The organism is Hymenobacter sp. UYAg731 (assembly GCF_054061335.1).
Genome location: NZ_JBSSEC010000004.1, coordinates 37,103 through 53,816, shown reverse-complemented (window position 1 = coordinate 53,816; position 16,714 = coordinate 37,103). Strand labels below are relative to the sequence as shown.

At 65.3% G+C, this 16,714-nt stretch carries 12 protein-coding genes; 7 read left to right on the top strand and 5 right to left on the bottom strand.

Going from position 1 to position 16,714, the window contains the following annotated elements; genetic code table 11:
* Positions 1 to 63: 63 nt before the first annotated feature.
* Both ACVWYF_RS12225 and ACVWYF_RS12220 read right to left on the bottom strand, forming a co-directional pair.
* Positions 64 to 2,679, bottom strand: coding sequence for a PAS domain-containing sensor histidine kinase (locus ACVWYF_RS12225; protein ID WP_457068319.1), 2,616 nt, complete (start codon positions 2,677 to 2,679; stop codon positions 64 to 66).
* A gap of 147 nt (positions 2,680 to 2,826) precedes the next feature.
* The gene (locus ACVWYF_RS12220) at positions 2,827 to 3,291 is read right to left on the bottom strand and encodes a BLUF domain-containing protein (RefSeq protein ID WP_457068316.1); all 465 of its coding nucleotides are present in this window, start codon (positions 3,289 to 3,291) and stop codon (positions 2,827 to 2,829) included.
* Between the two features lie 201 nt (positions 3,292 to 3,492).
* Between ACVWYF_RS12220 and ACVWYF_RS12215 the strand changes: the two genes are divergently transcribed.
* Both ACVWYF_RS12215 and ACVWYF_RS12210 read left to right on the top strand, forming a co-directional pair.
* Complete coding sequence (locus tag ACVWYF_RS12215; RefSeq protein WP_457068313.1) at positions 3,493 to 6,267, top strand: class I SAM-dependent DNA methyltransferase; 2,775 nt, start codon at positions 3,493 to 3,495, stop codon at positions 6,265 to 6,267.
* Between the two features lie 40 nt (positions 6,268 to 6,307).
* Positions 6,308 to 6,727, top strand: coding sequence for a hypothetical protein (locus ACVWYF_RS12210; protein WP_457068311.1), 420 nt, complete (start codon positions 6,308 to 6,310; stop codon positions 6,725 to 6,727).
* Between the two features lie 260 nt (positions 6,728 to 6,987).
* Here the strand turns inward: ACVWYF_RS12210 and ACVWYF_RS12205 are convergent, their stop codons facing one another.
* Positions 6,988 to 7,512, bottom strand: a complete 525-nt coding sequence (locus tag ACVWYF_RS12205) for a hypothetical protein (RefSeq protein ID WP_457068308.1) — start codon at positions 7,510 to 7,512, stop codon at positions 6,988 to 6,990.
* 99 nt (positions 7,513 to 7,611) lie between these two features.
* Between ACVWYF_RS12205 and ACVWYF_RS12200 the strand changes: the two genes are divergently transcribed.
* From ACVWYF_RS12200 to ACVWYF_RS12180, 5 genes are all read left to right on the top strand, one after another.
* The gene (locus ACVWYF_RS12200; protein WP_457068306.1) at positions 7,612 to 9,594 is read left to right on the top strand and encodes a PAS domain-containing sensor histidine kinase; all 1,983 of its coding nucleotides are present in this window, start codon (positions 7,612 to 7,614) and stop codon (positions 9,592 to 9,594) included.
* A 128-nt stretch (positions 9,595 to 9,722) separates the two neighbouring features.
* The gene (locus ACVWYF_RS12195; RefSeq protein WP_457068304.1) at positions 9,723 to 10,868 is read left to right on the top strand and encodes a cytochrome-c peroxidase; all 1,146 of its coding nucleotides are present in this window, start codon (positions 9,723 to 9,725) and stop codon (positions 10,866 to 10,868) included.
* Positions 10,869 to 11,013: 145 nt separating this feature from the next.
* Positions 11,014 to 13,503: an outer membrane beta-barrel protein gene (locus tag ACVWYF_RS12190; RefSeq protein ID WP_457068301.1), complete on the top strand. Its 2,490-nt coding sequence runs from the start codon at positions 11,014 to 11,016 to the stop codon at positions 13,501 to 13,503.
* 95 nt (positions 13,504 to 13,598) lie between these two features.
* Complete coding sequence (locus tag ACVWYF_RS12185) at positions 13,599 to 13,832, top strand: heavy metal-binding domain-containing protein (protein ID WP_457068298.1); 234 nt, start codon at positions 13,599 to 13,601, stop codon at positions 13,830 to 13,832.
* 138 nt (positions 13,833 to 13,970) lie between these two features.
* Positions 13,971 to 14,186 (top strand): heavy-metal-associated domain-containing protein, encoded by a 216-nt coding sequence (locus ACVWYF_RS12180; RefSeq protein ID WP_457068295.1) that lies wholly within the window; start codon positions 13,971 to 13,973, stop codon positions 14,184 to 14,186.
* A gap of 83 nt (positions 14,187 to 14,269) precedes the next feature.
* Here the strand turns inward: ACVWYF_RS12180 and ACVWYF_RS12175 are convergent, their stop codons facing one another.
* Both ACVWYF_RS12175 and ACVWYF_RS12170 read right to left on the bottom strand, forming a co-directional pair.
* Entirely contained in the window at positions 14,270 to 15,394 is a 1,125-nt protein-coding gene (locus ACVWYF_RS12175) for a T9SS type A sorting domain-containing protein (protein ID WP_457068292.1), read from the bottom strand.
* 202 nt (positions 15,395 to 15,596) lie between these two features.
* Positions 15,597 to 16,703 carry a T9SS type A sorting domain-containing protein gene (locus ACVWYF_RS12170; protein ID WP_457068290.1) on the bottom strand — a complete coding sequence of 369 codons (1,107 nt, stop codon included), beginning with the start codon at positions 16,701 to 16,703 and terminating at the stop codon, positions 15,597 to 15,599.
* Positions 16,704 to 16,714 lie beyond the last annotated feature (11 nt).

Sequence of the window (16,714 nt, the reverse complement as noted above, 5' to 3'; positions counted from 1 at the left end):
AAGCATGACGTTCGTTCTTGCTCCGCTGATTTTAACCCTCAACTCTTAACTCCGAAGCAGCCGCTAGTGCCGGAAATACACCGTGAACGTGGAGCCCACGCCCAGCTCGCTCTGCACCGTGACGTGGCCGCCGGCATTCTCCACCATCTTCTTCACCATGTAAAGGCCCACGCCCGAGCCTTCGACGTGGGTGTGGTAGCGCTGAAACAGCCCGAACAGCTGCCGGTCGGGCGAGAGGGCCAGGCCCAGGCCGTTGTCCTGCACCTCCAGCACCCAGTAGGGCGTTTCGAGGTGGCAGCGCAGGTGTACCACCGGCACCCGGCCGGGGTGGTGGTACTTGAGGGCGTTGCTGAGCAGGTTGTAGACCACGGAGCGCAGGTTTTTCTCGGCGAAGGGGAAGGTGGGGAAGCCTTCCAGGGTCACTAGCACCTGTGCGCCCAGGGCGTCAATCTGGGGCGAGAGGTCGAGGCGCACGTCGCGGATGACGTTGGCCAGCAGCACGGGGGCCAGCACCTGGCCCGTTTCCGGCTGCAAATGGCCGATGTCGCCGAGCTGGGTAATGGTTTGCAGGAACCGGTCGGCCGCGTCCTGCATCCGGCCCAGGATGTAGGCCGACTGGCCCACCAGGCTGGCCGGGGGCAGCTCGTCGCGCAGGGCGTGCAGCAGGCCGGTGATATTGGTGATGGGGCCGCGCAAATCGTGCGAGGCCGCGTACACGAACGTCGACAGGTCCACGTTGGCGTGGGTGAGCTGCTGGTTCGAGTCGTCGAGCTCGTCGATGGAAGCCCCCAGCTCCACGTTGGTTTCGGCCAGGGCCTCGTTGGCGGCGTAGAGCTTGTCGTTGACGGCGGCCAGCTGCTGGTTCAGCACCTGCACCTGCTGGCGGGCTGTCACTTCCTGCGTCACGTCCGTGACCAGCGAATAGAAGCCGGCCACCCGCCCGGCCTGCACGTCGGGCACGAAACTGGTGCGGATGTGCTTCACAAAATCGGTGCGGTAGGGCATCCGGGCCTCGAAATCGACCCGCTCGCCGGCCAGCGCCCGCTCGAAATAGGGCAGCACGCCCCGGTAGGCGGCCTCGCCCACCACCTCGCGCACAAGCTGGCCCCGCAGCGCCGCCGCCGGCTGATTGAACCAGACTTCGTAAGCGAAGTTGTTGAACTGGTAGCGGTGCTCGTGGTCGACGTAGCCGATGAGCACGGGCAGGGCATCCGTCAGCAGCCGCAGCTGCTTGGCGCTGGCCTCGCGGGCCTCGCGGGCCAGCACCTGCTCGCTCACATCGAAGGCAAACACCAGCACCCCGTCGATGCGCCCGTACTCGTCGTGCCGGGCTTGGTAGGTGAGGTCGAAGTACCGGTCTTCTAGGGCGGCTCCGTTGGCCGGCGACAAGGGTACCAGCAGGCCATATTCCCGGCAGGTGAGCCCGGTTTCGTAGGCCCGCCGTAGCATCCCGTAGACGGGCTGGTCGGCCAGCTCGGGCAGGGCCACCAGCAGGGGCCGCTCCAGCAGGTCGCGGCCCGGCAGCAGTGCCTGGTAGGCGGGGTTCACCAACTCGTACACCAGCATTGGCCCGGCCAGGATGCAGATGGCGGCCGGCGCGGCCATGAACAGCCGTTCCAGACGTATGCGGTGGCGGTCGGCGTCGGCGCGGGCGGCGTGGGCGGCGGCGGTACGCTCGGCCACGCGGGCGTCCAGGGTCTGGTTGAGCTTGTGGAGCTGCCGCTGGGTGCGCCGCAGCTCGGAATTGTGGGCGTGCAGCTCGGCGTTGGTGGCCAGCAGGGCGTCGTTGGCCGTGGCCAGTTGCTGGTTCAGGGCCTGCACCTGCTGGCGGGCCTGCACCTGCTCGCTCACCTCGGTGGCCACCACCGTCACGCCGCTGATATGGCCGTCGGCCTCGCGCAGCGGGTGGTACACGAAATTCCAGTACACGGTGTCGCGGCGGCCGGCCCGGTCGATGAACGAAGGCAGCTCGTGCGCCACGTAGGGCACGCCGGTGGTCATCACCCCGTCCAGCAGCTCTTCAAAGCCCTGGCCGGCCGCCTCGGGCAGCAGCTCGAACAGGGGCGTACCCAGGGTTTGGGCCAGTGTGCGGCCCCAGAGGCCGCACACGGCCGGGTTGGCCAGCTCGATGACGTAGCGCGGCCCCCGAAACACGGCAATGGCCACCGGGGCCTGCTCCACCAGCGCCCCGAACCGCTGCTGCTGCGCTTCGAGCCGCCGCCGGTCCCGCACCTGCTCGCTCACCTCGTAGCCAAAGACGGAGATGCCCACGATGGCACCCTGCTCGCGGTAGGCCTGGCAGGTGAAGGTGAAAAACAATTCCTGCGGCGGGCCGCCGTCGGGGGCGGGCATCAGCAGGGGTTCCTCGTGGCCGAAGTAGGGTTCGCCGGTGCGGTACACGGCATCGAGCCGGGCCACGAAGCCGCCGCCCACGGTTTCGGGCAGGGCCTCGGCCACGGAATGACCCAGCAGGGCGCGGTCGGGAAATAGCTGCTGGTAGGCCGCGTTCACGTACACGTAGTGGTGCGCCGGCCCGCGCAGCACGCAAATGGCGGCCGGGGTATGGGCAAATACCTGCTCGAATACCTCACGGGCCTGGGCTTCGGCCGGCGTTTCGGCCAAGGGGGAGGAGCCGGCCCCGGCCGGGTTGGGAAGCCACGGGGGCAACAGGGAGGACATGGCGGTGGGAAAAGCCTGTGCCGAACGGGCAGGATATAAAAACCCCGGCTCGCATAGCCCGGCCAGGGAAAGGTACGCCCAATAGCGGGGGTAATGGGCCGGAGGCCGCCCTTCGTGGACGTGCCCGGCCCCGCCCGGCCACCGGCCCTACGCCAGCTGCCGCACGGTCACCTCGGTGGCCCCGGCCTGGCCGGGGGCGAGGAAGGCGCGCAGCGCCGCCGCCAGCTCGGGCCCGGTGCGGGCGCGCGGCACGCGCAGCGCCTGGTTGCCGGCCGGTACGTGGGCCAGCAGGGCGCGCACCTCGTTGGGCTGCGCGAAGTGAAACAGTATGGCCCGGCCGGCAAAGCTGGCCTCCAGGCAGGGGCCTTCGGCCAGAATGTGGCAGTCGCGGTGGCGTGGGTCGCGCAGAATGTGGTGGTAATAGAGGTGGCGCACCGCCGCCTCGTCGCCCTCAAGCAGCTCCAGAAACCGGCCGTCGGTGGTGTGCAGCAGCGCGCCCGTGATGCCGTGGGCTTGGTTGTAGGCCTCGGCCTGCTGTTGCAGGGCCAGCAGCTCGGGGGCCTCGAAGGGCACCATGGCCTGGCTTTGGTAAATGAGTTGGTATAGCCTCATGGTCCGAAGGGGTAAGGTGGGAACATCGGGAAGCCGGTAGGAGGAGGAGGCCCGCCGTCGATTGCGGGGGGGGGAAGGGATGGCTAATATATAATAATTCCTATTGATTGTCAACACCCGGCCGCGTACCGCCCGCGCCGCGCCGCCCAACGCCCGCCGGGCGCTATCTTCCGGCCCCATTTCTACCCCCGTTATTTTTTTATGCCCCTTTCCCTTTCCGAGTTAAAAGACCGCGCCATTCGCTTCGCCCAGGAGTGGCAGGGCGCTACCGACGAGCGCGCCGACGCCCAGGCGTTCTGGATTGACTTCTTCCACGTCTTCGACATCAAGCGCCGCCGGGTGGCCTCGTTTGAGGTGCCCATCAAGAAGGCCGACGGGCGGCAGGGCTTCATCGACCTGCTCTGGAAGGGCACCCTGCTGGTGGAGCACAAGAGCCGGGGCCGCGACCTGGACCGCGCCGGCCAGCAGGCCCGCGACTACTTCCCCGGCCTGAAGGACCACGAACTGCCCAAGTACATTCTGGTGTCGGACTTCGCCCGCTTCCGCCTCTACGACCTCGACGAGGGCACGGAGCACGAATTCGGGCTGGCCGAGCTCCATTCGCACCTGCACCTGTTCGCCTTCCTCACGGGCTACCAGAAGCGCGAGTACCGGCCCGAAGACCCCGCCAACATCCGGGCGGCCGAGCTGATGGGCGAGCTGCACGATGCCCTGCTGGCCGGCGGCTACCACGGCCACAAGCTGGAAGTGCTGCTGGTCCGCATCCTGTTCTGCCTGTTTGCCGAGGACACGGCCATTTTTGAGAAGAATGCCTTTCAGGAGTTCCTCGAAGCCCAGACCCGGCCCGATGGGGCCGACGTGGGCACGCGCCTGGCCGAGTGGTTCTCGATACTGGACCAGCCGCCCGCCGAGCGCCAGCGCCACCTGCCCGACTACCTGGCCCAGCTGCCCTACGTGAACGGGGCCTTGTTCACGGAGTATTTCCCCTTCCCGAGCTTCGACGCGGCCCTGCGCGAGCGGCTCATTCGCTGCACGTACTTCGACTGGTCGCGGATTTCGCCGGCCATTTTCGGCTCGCTGTTTCAGAGCGTGACGGACCCCGTGAAGCGGCGCAACCTGGGGGCGCACTACACCTCGGAGGCCAATATTCTGAAGGTGATTCAGGGGCTGTTTCTGGATGAGCTGCGGCAGGAGCTGGCCACGGCAGGCCAGAGCCGCCCCCGCCTCGATGCCCTGCACCGGCGGCTGGAGCAGCTGCGGTTTCTAGACCCGAGCTGCGGCTGCGGCAACTTCCTGGTGGTGACCTACCGCGAATTGCGCCTGCTGGAGCAGGAAATCCTCGAACGCCTGTTTGTGAGCCAGCGCGCCACCGGCCAAACCGTGGACCTGGCCCTCTACGCCCGCGTGCAGGTGGACCAGGCCTACGGCATCGAGGTGGAGGAATTCCCGGCCCGCATTGCCGAGGTGGCCATGTGGCTCATGGACCACCAGCTCAACCTGCGCCTCTCCGAAGCCTTCGGCAACCTCTACCTGCGCCTGCCCCTCACCCGCACCGCCAAAATCGTGCATGGCAACGCCCTCACCACCGACTGGGAATCCGTGTGCCCCAAGGACCAGCTGAGCTACATTCTGGGCAATCCGCCGTTCGTGGGGGCGAAGGTGATGGACGACCAGCAGCGTATTGAGATGGCAACCATTTTCAAAGGTGTGCCAAGCTATGGCTTGTTGGATTATGTGTCTGCTTGGTACATGAAAGCCGCGCTGTATGTGAAAGGCACCACAGTTAAAGCGGCCTTCGTATCGACAAATTCTATCACGCAGGGCGAACAGGTGGGCGTATTGTGGAGTGAATTGCTGGACCGTCAAAGGATGATAATTCAATTCGCGCACCGCACCTTCAAATGGAGTAATGAAGCGCGCGGAAATGCCGGAGTTCACTGCGTTATCATTGGTTTTGGGGAGCAAAATCCCGCCCAAAAAACCATCTACGATTATCCCACGCCGCAATCAGTTCCGCATGCGCTTCCCGCCAAACACATCAACGCCTATTTGGTAGATGCGCCGGATGTATTTCTAGCTAATCGCAGCCAACCCATTAGCCCAGTGCCCAAAATTGGGATTGGGAATAAGCCTATTGATGGCGGCCATTACCTGTTCACTCCAGAAGAAAAGGACGCTTTTGTAGCTAGAGAGCCGCAGGCTGTTAAGTGGTTTCGGCGGTGGCTGGGAGCTGATGAGTTTATCAATAATGTGGAGCGGTGGTGCTTATGGTTGGGCGACTGCCCACCGAGTGAGTTGCGGCAGATGCCCGAAGCTATGAAACGGGTAGAAGCGGTGCGTAACTCTCGCCTTGCCAGTAAGAGTGCGCCCACACAAAAACTAGCAGCTACGCCAACTCGTTTCCACGTCGAATTTATTCCGACCGAATCATTCATGGTGATTCCAGAAGTGTCGTCGGAAAGGCGCATGTATATCCCAATGGGATTCTTGACACCTGAAAATCTTGCCAGCAACAAGCTGCGGCTAATACCTGCCGCAACCCCTTACATATTTGGCGTACTGACTTCGGTAATGCACATGGCTTGGATGCGCTATGTGGGAGGGAGAATGAAGAGTGATTATAGCTACTCAGTCGGTATCGTCTACAACAACTTCCCCTTCCCCCCGTCGCCCAGCCCGAAGCAAGTGGCCGCCGTAGAAGCCGCCGCCGCGCAGGTGCTGGCCGCCCGGGCCGCGTTCCCCACCGAAAGCCTGGCCACCCTCTACGACCCCCTCACCATGCCGCCGGCCCTCGTGCGCGCCCACGCCGCCCTCGATAGGGCCGTGGACCTGTGCTACCGCCCGGCCGCCTTCGCCACCGAGCTGGCGCGGCTCGAGTTTCTGTTCGCGGCCTACCGCAGCTTGCAGGCCCCGCTGCTGCCGCCCCCGGCCAAGGGGCGGCCCCGCAAGGCGGCCCCGGCCGGGCCGGGCCGATAAGGTGCATCTTTGTTCCCCACTGGCCCATTGGCCCGCTACCATGTCCGATACTCCCTCGCTTCAACTCGCCTACCGCCCCGACCTCGACGTGCTCACCGCCCGCTGGTCCTTCGACCCCGCCCCCGCCCAGCTCCGCCAGGACTACGAGGACCTGCTGGCCGCCGGCCTGGCCCACGGCACCGCCCGCTGGCTGCTCGACCTGCGCCGCCGCCCCACGGTGCAGCTCGTGCTGGCCCACTGGGTCACCAACGACTGGCTGCCCCGCGTGGCCGCCCAGGCCCCGGCCGGCCTGCGCATGGCCTTCCTGCTCACGCCGCAGCGCGACGAGTTCCAGCGCGCCGACCCCGCCATTGCGGCCACCGTGCAAACCATCCTGGTCCGCCCCGAGCCCTACACCATCCAGCTCTTTCACGACGAAGGCCCCGCCGTGCACTGGCTCACCGCGCTGCCCACCCCGTAATCGGGGGTCGGACCCTCGATTACGACGGTCGAACCCCCGAAATCGAGGGTCCGACCCCCGATTACGGTCCACCGAGGCCCGATTTCGTACCCGATTAGCCCGATTTCGTACCCGATTAGCCCGAAATCGGGCCAGCGCGGTTCTATTTCGCGCCAAAAAGGCCCGATTTCGGCCCAGCGCGGCCCGATTTCGACCCCAAAAGGCCCGATTCCGAACCAGGCTGGGTCGAAATCGGGCCTTTTGGGGTCAATAAGCGGGGGCTAGCCCTTGGCCGGGCCGGTCTTGCGGCCGGCCCCGGAGTTGCCGGGGAAGCGCACGCTCAGCTCGTCGTAGGCGGCCTGGGCCCCGGGCTGGTTGTTCTTGGCCAGGAACTTGATGTTGCCGTACACGGTGAGGGCGTTGCCGTAGGCCTCGGAGCCGGCAATCATCACCGTCGAGTCGAGGTCGAGGGCCAGCTGCTCGCACTGCTGGCGAAGGGGCGTGAGGGCGGCCATGCCGGCCGTGTCCTGCTTCAGCTCGGCCAGGTCCACGAAGGCCGGCACGAAGGCGGGGGTGGTGGTGGCGTAGTCGGTGGTTTTGGTCACGAAGGCCACCGTTTTATCGCCCATGCGCAGCATGGTTTTGCGCTCGTCCGGGGTGAGGGAAAGGAGGTAGGGCGCCAGGGCGGCCCGGATGGCATCGAAGTGGCCCTGCACATCGGTAATAACCTTGGCGGGGATGTCGGAATGGAACTCGTTGGGCATACTGCTGACGGGGTTGTTGTTGGGGTGAAACACGGGTGCCACTTGGCGGCCGGAAGGTAGGGTTTTTTGCGGATTGGCCGCCCCGCGCCGGCCCGGCGCGCCGGCCTGCTTATCTTCACTGCACACCACGCGCTTCCACCCATGCTGTTTCCCGGTACTCCCTTGCCCCTCACCGACCTGCACGCCTCGCTGCTGGAGTTGCGCGCCCGCGCCGAACAGCGCCGGCGCCTGGTGACGCAGGCCACCGGGCAGCACACCCCCGAAGAAATGCAGCGCCTGGTGCAGGAACTGCAAGTACACCAGATAGAGCTGGAAATGCAGTACGAAGAGCTGCTGCTGACCCAGGCCGAAGCCGAAGCCGCCCGCAGCCAGTACGTCGACCTCTACGACTACGCCCCGGTGGGCTACTTCAGCCTCACCGAAGTTGGCCTCATCGAGCAGCTCAACTTCTGCGCGGCCCGGCTGCTGGGCACCGTGCGCCAGCGGCTGGCGCAGCGGCGGTTCGCGCTGTTTGTGGCCCCGCCCCAGCGCCAGGATTTCGGGCAGTTTCTGGCCCGCGTGTTCAGCACCGACAGCGCCCAGAGCCTGGAATTGCAGTTGCAGCAGGAAGACGGCACCCCGTTCTTCGGCCAGCTCGAAGGCCTGCGGGTGGACACGCCCGCCGGCCCCCAGTGCCGCCTGGCCGTGCTCGACACCACCGCCCGCCAGCAGGCCACGGCCGCCCTGGCCAGCAGCGAGGCCCGCTTCCGCAAGCTGTTCACCGAAAGCCACACGCCCGTGGTGCTCATCCAGGGGCATTTGCTTGTGGATTGCAACGCCGCCGCCCTGCGCCTGCTGGGCACCACCGACCGGCGGCAGCTGGTGGGCCGGCCCGCCTGGGCGCATACCCCCGAGCACCAGCCCAACGGCCGCCGCACCATCGAGCTGTTTCACGAAGCCATGACCGAGGCCCTGCGCACCGGCTCCACGCGCTGCGAAGCCCTGATGCACCGGCTCACGGGCGAGCCCATCTGGGTCGAGGCTGTGCTCACGCCCATCGAGCTGGACGGTGCCACGCCGGTGGTCCATGTGCTGTGGCGCGACATCACGGCCGCCCAGCAGGCCCGGCAGCAGCTCCAGCAGAGCAAGGATTTCACCGAAAGCCTGCTCGATAACACCGTGGACGGCATCATCGCCGTCGACGGCCAGCGGTGCATCACGGCCTGGAATGCCCAGGCCACCAACTATTTTGGGCACGCCGCCGCCGCCGTGCTGGGCCGCCCCCTGGCCGAGGTGCTGCCCTACCTCGACGAGGAATCGCACGGGATGGTGAGCCGGGCGCTGGCCGGCGAGCGCACCGACCTGTTCGGGCGCGTGTTTCAGGCGCGCCCCGGCCGCTACGATGCCCACGTAGTGCCCCTCTACCACGGTGGTGCCGGCCAGCCCAGCGGCGTGCTCACCGTGGTGCGCGACGTGACCGAGCGCGAGCGCCTGGCCGAAGACGCCACCCAGCAGCGCCTGCGCCGGCAGCAGGAAGTGCTGGCCGCCATTCTGGCCACCCAGGAAACCGAGCGCAAGCGCATTGCCGAGGCCCTGCACAACGGCCTGGGCCAGCTCCTCTACGCCACCAAGCTCAACCTGGCGGGCCGGAACGGGGTGCCGGAGCCGGCGGGCGGAGGGCTGAAGCTGCTGGACGAGGCCATCCGGGCCACGCGCACCATCTCCTTCGAGCTCACGCCCGGCGTGCTCGAAGACTTTGGCCTGCAAACCGCCCTGCAAGAGTTGGTGAAGCGCATTGCGCCGGCCGGCCTGCCCATTCGGCTGCACCTGCTCGGCCTCGGCCACCGCCTCAGCCCCCAGGTCGAAATCGGGGTGTACCGCACGGTGCAGGAGCTGCTCAACAACGTGATGAAGCACGCCCACGCCACCGAAGCCGTGGTACACGTAGCCCACGAAAACGGCCGCCTCGAAGTAAGCGTGGAGGACAATGGCTGCGGCTTCGAGCCGGCCGCGCTGGCCGGGGAGCCGCTGGCGGGCATCGGCCTGGCCGGGGTGCGCAACCGCGTGGCCCTGCTGGACGGCCGGCTGGCCATCCACTCGCGCCTGGGCCGGGGCACCATCGTCAGCTTCGAGCTAAACGTGTGAAGGAGGAGTTAAGAGTTAGGAGTTAAGTAGAACGCGAAAGCTGAATCTTTCAGCCTTAACTTCCAACTCTCAACTCCTAACTCCCCTCATGTTGCGCGGCCGCGCTTTTGCCAGTACCCCCCTTGCCCATGACCCACTCTTCACCCCGGACGGCCCGTATGCGGAAGGCCACCAAAACCACTGCTCTGTGGCTGAGTGCCGGCCTGCTGGCTCTGGCTGGCTGCCAGCACGACCGCGACACCGTGGACCCGGAAGGCCCCGTAGTGCCGCCCACGGCCTATAACCTGACGGTGCCCGCCAACTTCCCGCCCCTGCCCGCCCCGCCCGCCGACAACCCCCTGACGGTGGAAGGGGTGGCCCTGGGCCGGCAGCTGTTTTACGAAAAAGGCTTGTCGGTGAACAGCACGGTGGCTTGCGCCAGCTGCCACCGCCAGGAGCTGGCTTTCTCCGACGGGCTGGCCCACGCGCAGGGCGTGAACGGCGGCACCACGCCGCGCAGCGCCATGTCGCTGGCCAACCTGGTCTGGGAACCCCGGCTGACCTGGGACGGGGCCGCCGGCAGCCTCGAAGCCCAGGCCCGCATTCCCCTCGAAAACCCGCTGGAGATGCACCAGATGCTGGCCGCCGGCGTGGCCCGCCTGCAAGCCACGGTGGCGTATCCGCCATTGTTCCGCAAGGCCTTTGGCAGCAGCACGATTACGGAGGACAACACGCTCAAGGCCCTGGCCCAGTTCGAGCGCACCCTGATTTCGGGCAACTCGCGCTACGACCAGTACCAGCGCGGCAACCGCACGGCCCTGAGCAGCTATGAGGTGCAGGGGCTGCTCCTGTTCGTGACGCACCCCGACGGGCCGGCCGGCATCCGGGGCGGCAACTGCCAGGACTGCCACGGCGGCCCCCTGCAAACCGACCAGGCCTTCCGCAACAACGGCCTCGACGCTACGCTCACCGACCTGGGCCTGGGCTCGCAAACCGGCAAGCCCACCGACAACGGCAAGTTCCGCGTGCCCTCGCTGCGCAACATTGCCCTCACGGCTCCCTACATGCACGACGGCCGCTTCCCCAACCTCGACAGCGTGCTGAGCCACTACAACGAGCACATTGCCACGGCCAGCCCCAACCTCGACCCGCTCATCCTGAACGGCAGCAACAACAAGCTCGGGGCCGGCCACCCCCTTGGCCTGACCAAGGACGAAAAGGCCAAAATCGTCGCCTTCCTGCGCACCCTCACCGATACCACCTTCACCCACGACCGGCGCTTCGCCCGGCCGTAGCCGCCGTACCGCGGGCTCTGCGAGTGCGCGGTACAGCGGCACGGCACAGAATTACCACAGGTTCGGGCTGCAATTTTGGGGCTGCAAGCAGCTAGTGCGGGGAAATGGTGTCGTTTGCGGTAGTGAATTGATGATTTTTAGGGATATGAAACTTCTACTCACCGCCCTTGTGCGGTTTTTTAGTGCCCGCGCCATTGGGCGGGGCCAGATGCAGGTGGCGGGCGGGATGTTGTTGGTGGCCGTGCTGGCCGGCCCGGCAGCCGCCCAGGCCCAAGCCCAAGGCAGCGTGAGCGGGAAGCTGCTCGATGCTGCCACCAACGAGCCGCTGCCCTTCGCGGGCGTGGTGCTGCTGCGCGCCTCGGACTCCAGCTTCGTGGCCGGTGCCCAGACGCTGGAAACCGGCGCATTCGCCATTGAGAAAGTGCCGTTTGGCAGCTACGTGCTGCGGGCCTCGGTGGTGGGCTACCGCACCGGGCAGCGCGCCGTGGCCGTTTCGGCCGCCGCGCCCGCCCTGGCAATGGGGCCGCTGCGGCTGCGCGTGGCCGCCACCAAGCTGGCCGAAGTAGTGGTGAAAGGCGAACGCGCCATCGTGACCGACAACCTCGATAAAAAGGTCATCGACGTGACCAAGGACCTGACCGCCACCGGCGGTACCGCCGTGGACGTGCTCCAGAACGTGCCCTCCGTGACGGTGGACCAGAGCGGCGCGGTGAGCCTGCGCGGCTCCACCAACGTGAAAATATTCGTGGACGGCAAGCCCACCGGCGTCACGCTGGACCAGCTGCCGGCCAGCTCCATCCAGACCATTGAAGTGGTGACCAACCCCTCCTCGCGCTACGACGCGGAGGGCTCGGCCGGCATCATCAACATTGTGCTGAAGAAGGAGCGCCAGGACGGCTGGAACGGCCAGGCCAGCGCAACCGCCGGCACCGGCCAGAAGTATACTACCTCGCTGGGCCTGAACTACCACAAGGGCAAGGTGAACGTGTTCGGCTCCTATGATTTTCGGGATGACCGGCGCACGGGCTACGGCTCGGTGCGCCAGCGCACCACCCGCGCCGATACCACCGTGGTGCTGAACCAGGACCGCACCAGCGTATCGCAGGGCTTTTCCCACGCTGTGCGCCTGGGCCTGGACTACGCCCTCACCCCCGACCAGACCCTGACCCTGACCGTGCAGCCACGCTTCAACACGCAGGACAACCGGGAAAACATCATATCGACCCAGACCAACCTGATAACCGGCGCTACGCCGCCGCTGGGCAACAGCACCCGCTACGTCACCAACGCCGGCACCGCCAAGCAGGCCGATTTCAGCCTGGACTACCGCCGCCTCTGGCCCGCGCAAAAGCGCCGCGAGCTGACGGCCAACGCCATCTACACGCCCGTGCAGTACAACATCGGGGTGAATTCAGATGTGAACTACCGTGACCAGACCGCCGGCTCCCAGCACCAGCAGTGCGATACCCAGAACGACCTGGCCTCGGCCCAAATCGACTACGTGATGCCGGTGGGCGAGAAGGGCCGCTACGAATTGGGGGCCAAAAGCATTTCGCGCCGCTCCGACAACGACTACCAGTACCGCAGCCAGCCCGCGCTGGCCTTCGACCCCTCCAACCGCTTCATCTACCACGAATTCATTCAGGCCGCATACGGTACGTATGCCAACGCGGCCGGCGACTTCAGCTACCAGTTTGGCCTGCGCCTGGAGCAGACCAACACCCGGGGCGACCAGTCGACGGACGTGCCCGGCGGCCACTTCACGCGCAGCTACCTCAGCCTGTTTCCGAGCGCCGTGCTGGCCTACGACGTGAGCAAGGAGAACCGGGTGCAGCTCAGCTACTCGCGCCGCGTGCAGCGCCCCGGTGCCGATGAGCTTAACCCCTTCACCGACCGCTCGGACCCGCTGAACCTGCGCACCGGCAACCCGCTGCTGTTCCCCGAATTCGTGCATTCGCTGGAGCTGGGCGACCAGCGGTATTTCGGGGCCAGCAGCTCGGTGAGCGCCACCGCGTTTTACCGGCTCGAAGAAAATACGATTACCAACATCCGCGACCCGTTTTTCCGCGACCCCGTCACCAACGCCCTCGTCACGAACACCACGCGCCTCAACGTGGGCCAGGAAACCAACTACGGCTTGGAACTGGTGGCCTCGGCCCCCGTCACCAGCATCTGGAAGATGAGCGCCAATGCCTCGGCGTTCCGGCGCATCATCAAAGGCTCGGTGCCCACCAACCTGGATTTTAACAACAGCAACATTGTGTACACGGGCCGGCTCAACACCACCGTATCGCCCACCAAAAAGCTCGATTTGCAGCTTTCGGCCAACTACCGCTCGCCGGTGGTATCGGCCCAGGGCCAGCGCCTCACCCAGTTCAGCGCCGATTTTGCCGCCAAGCAAAGCGTGCTCAAGGACAAGGGCAACATCACGCTACGGGTGTCCGATATCTTCAACACGCTGCAATTCAACTTCAACGCCTACGGCCCGGGCTTCGAGTCGCTGGCCCGCAACAAGCGCGAGTCGCGCATCGTGTACCTGGGCTTCACCTACCGCTTCGGCAACGCGGGCGATACGCCCCGCAACAAGCGCAAGGACGACCAGCCCGACGATGCCGGCGGGCGCGGGTTCGAGTAAGTCACCGCTGCCGCAGGCGCGCCAGCTAAATTTGCCGTTCGGCTGCTGGCGCTGGCTCAGCCGTGGTTCCAGTGCCTCTTCTTTTAAATCTGCTCATGTTCCCGACCCCCCACGCTTTTCTGCTGTTGCCGCTGTGCGCGGTCATCCTGCTGCTGAGCGGCTGCGAAGGCCAGAAGCCTGCGGCGGCCATGCCTCCATCTGCTGCAGCGCCCGCCGCCACGCCCGTGGCCGAGGCGCGCTACCAATGCCCGATGGGCTGCGCCGGTAGCCAAAGCAGCAAGCCCGGCAAGTGCCCCACCTGCGAGATGGAGCTGGTGAAGAAGTCGTAGCCGCAAGCCGATAGCGTCAGAATTCTACAGGTTTGCGCAGAAATTCTGTGTCGGCCAGTGGCGGGCGCGGTGGTAATTTTACAGTGCCGCCCCCGGTTAGGGGCCGGGCGCATTCCATTTACTTCATCGGTTAATTCCATGTCAACGCTTCGTTTCAAAACCACCATCAACTGCGGCGGCTGCATCAAGGCCGTCACGCCCGCGCTCAACCAGGAAGTTGGAGCCAATAACTGGCAGGTCGATACCGCCAACGCCGATAAAGTCCTCACCGTGAGCTCGGCCACGGCCACGGCCGCCCAGGTAGTGAAAGCCGTGCAGGATGCCGGGTTCGAGATTCAGCCGCTGGCGGCCTAATCCGCGCCGCCAAAAAGGCCCATAAAAAAGGCGACTCCACAATGGAGCCGCCTTTTTTATGGGCCTTTTTGGCGCTGTCAGTGCTATTGCACCACCACCTTGCGGCTGGTAAGCTGGCCGCCGATTTGCAGCTGCACCAGGTAAGCCCCGGCGGGCAGGCTGCCCAGGGCAATCTGCTGGCTGCCGGCCTGCTCGGTGCTGGCCAGGGCGCGCACGCGCTGGCCCAGGGCGTTGTACACGGCCAGCGACACCGGCTGCCGGCCGGCCGGCACGGTGTAGGCAATGGTGGACGTGGCCGAGGCCGGGTTGGGGTACACTTGGAAATCGAAGCCGTTGGCCACGGCGCTGCGGCTGGCCAGCACGCCCGTGCCCAACTCCACCGTGAGAAATTGATTGTCCGGGATAGCTGAAAAGTCTGGGTCGCTGCCCAGCGTAGTGGTGCGGCCGGTAATTGGCGGCAGTAGGTCGCTGAAGAAAACGCCGTCGCCGTCGGTGTAGGCCGCCACCAGCTCCAGGTTGGTCCCGGTTGTAATCGGCACGGTAGTAGTGCTCAGGTCTGCTAATGGAATCTCCAACTCAAACCCAGAATTGGTGGTGTTGGCGGTGAGGGTGGCGGTGTTATTGTAGGCAAATTTGCTGCCGGCAAAATCCAGGGTAGTAGGAACGACTACCTGTCCGCCGGGTTTGGTGCCCGCCGCAATAAACGTATCGGTGCCGGGCGTCACGGCCGTGCCGGTCACGTAGGATACCCGGCTGAAGTATACATCGTTGGCCGTGGCTGAGTTCGGGCCTACCGACACCCGAAAGCCGTAGTCGGTCGGGTTGTCCATGGTGGGATGGTGCTTGAGCGGCGACTGGTTGTCGCTACCGCCGGGCAGGGGCGTGCCGGCCGGCGCACCTGGCCGGGCGGGCGTGTTCAGGTACACGACGAAGGAACGGTACCCGCCGGATGGCGCTGTCATCGCCGACTCGGCCGAGCCCACCAGCATGATGTTCAGTGTAGTGGCGGTATAGCCCACGTAGAGTGCCTGGAGGCCCCGGTCGGCTTCCAGGTGGTTGCCAGTGTAGGTGGCGACTAATTGGTACTTGCCCATGCCGGTACCGATTTCAGCCGCAGTGGCACTGCCGTCCACGATAAATTGGGCGCTGGCCGTGAGCGAGGCGATGGTTAGTATACCAATCGCAGTGAGCTTAGAAAACTGTTTCATGAGACTAATGTATAAAAGTGATTTAAATCATTATTTAAATATATATAAAAATTGGTACATAATAATAAATTGTTAATTAATATATACATAATTATCATTTGAATATTGCAAAAAATACGTAACCGCTAGATTATGTAGCTGCTAGCAAAAAAAAAGGCGGCTCCGGAGAGGAGCCGCCTTGTGAGCGAGGTTTCAGAATCGGTTATTGCACCACCACCTTGCGGCTGGTAAGCTGGCCGCCGATTTGCAGCTGCACCAGGTAAGCCCCGGCGGGCAGGCTGCCCAGGGCAATCTGCTGGCTGCCGGCCTGCTCGGTGCTGGCCAGGGCGCGCACGCGCTGGCCCAGGGCGTTGTACACGGCCAGCGACACCGGCTGCCGGCCGGCCGGCACGGTGTAGGCAATGGTGGACGTGGCCGAGGCCGGGTTGGGGTACACCTGGAAATCGAAGCCGTTGGCCACGGCGCTGCGGCTGGCCAGCACGCCCGTGCCCAGCGCGAATGCGACCGATTGCGTACCGGGAATGGTGGCGAAGTTCGGGTCGGTGCCAAAGGCGGTGGTGCGGCCCGCCACCTGCGGAATGATGTCGGCGTAGTTGAACTGCCCGTTGCTGTCGATGAAAGCGGCGAACAAGTCGAGGCGGCTGCCGGCCCCGACCATAGTGGTGCTGTTGAGCACCGACAGTGGAATCTCGAATTCAAAGCCCGTGTTAGTGGTATTGGCCGCCAGTGAAACCGTGCCGGTGTAGGCGAAGCGGGTGCCGGGCAGCACGGCGGTGGTGGAGGTCACCGGGGTTCCCGTTTTGGTGCCCGAGCCCACGTAGGGGTCGGTGCCCACGGGCTGAGTGCCTGCACCCGTTACGTAAGATACGGCGCTGAAATACACATCGGTGGGCCCGGGGCCCACCACGGCGCGGAAGCCGTAATCCACTTCCTGGTCCATGGTGGGGCGGTGGGCGAAGGGCGACCCACCGGTATCCAGGCCGCCGGCCAGCTGAATCCCGGCCGGGGCACCGGAGCGCGCTGGCGTGTTCAGGTACAGGATGAGGGCGCGGTAGGCCCCCGTCGTGGCCGATTCAGCCGAGCCTACCACCATGATATTCAGAGTGGTAGCGGTGTAGCCCACGTATACCGATTTCAGGCCGCGGTCGGGGTCGAGGTGGGTGCCGGTGTAGGAGCCGGCCAGCTGATATTTGCCAGGGCCCGTGCCGATTTCGGCGGTTGAGGCCTGGCCGTCAACGGTGAACTGCGCGTGGGCAGTGAGCGAGGCGACCGTTAGGGCACCCATGGCTGCGAGCGTAAAGATTTTCATGTTGGGGGAGT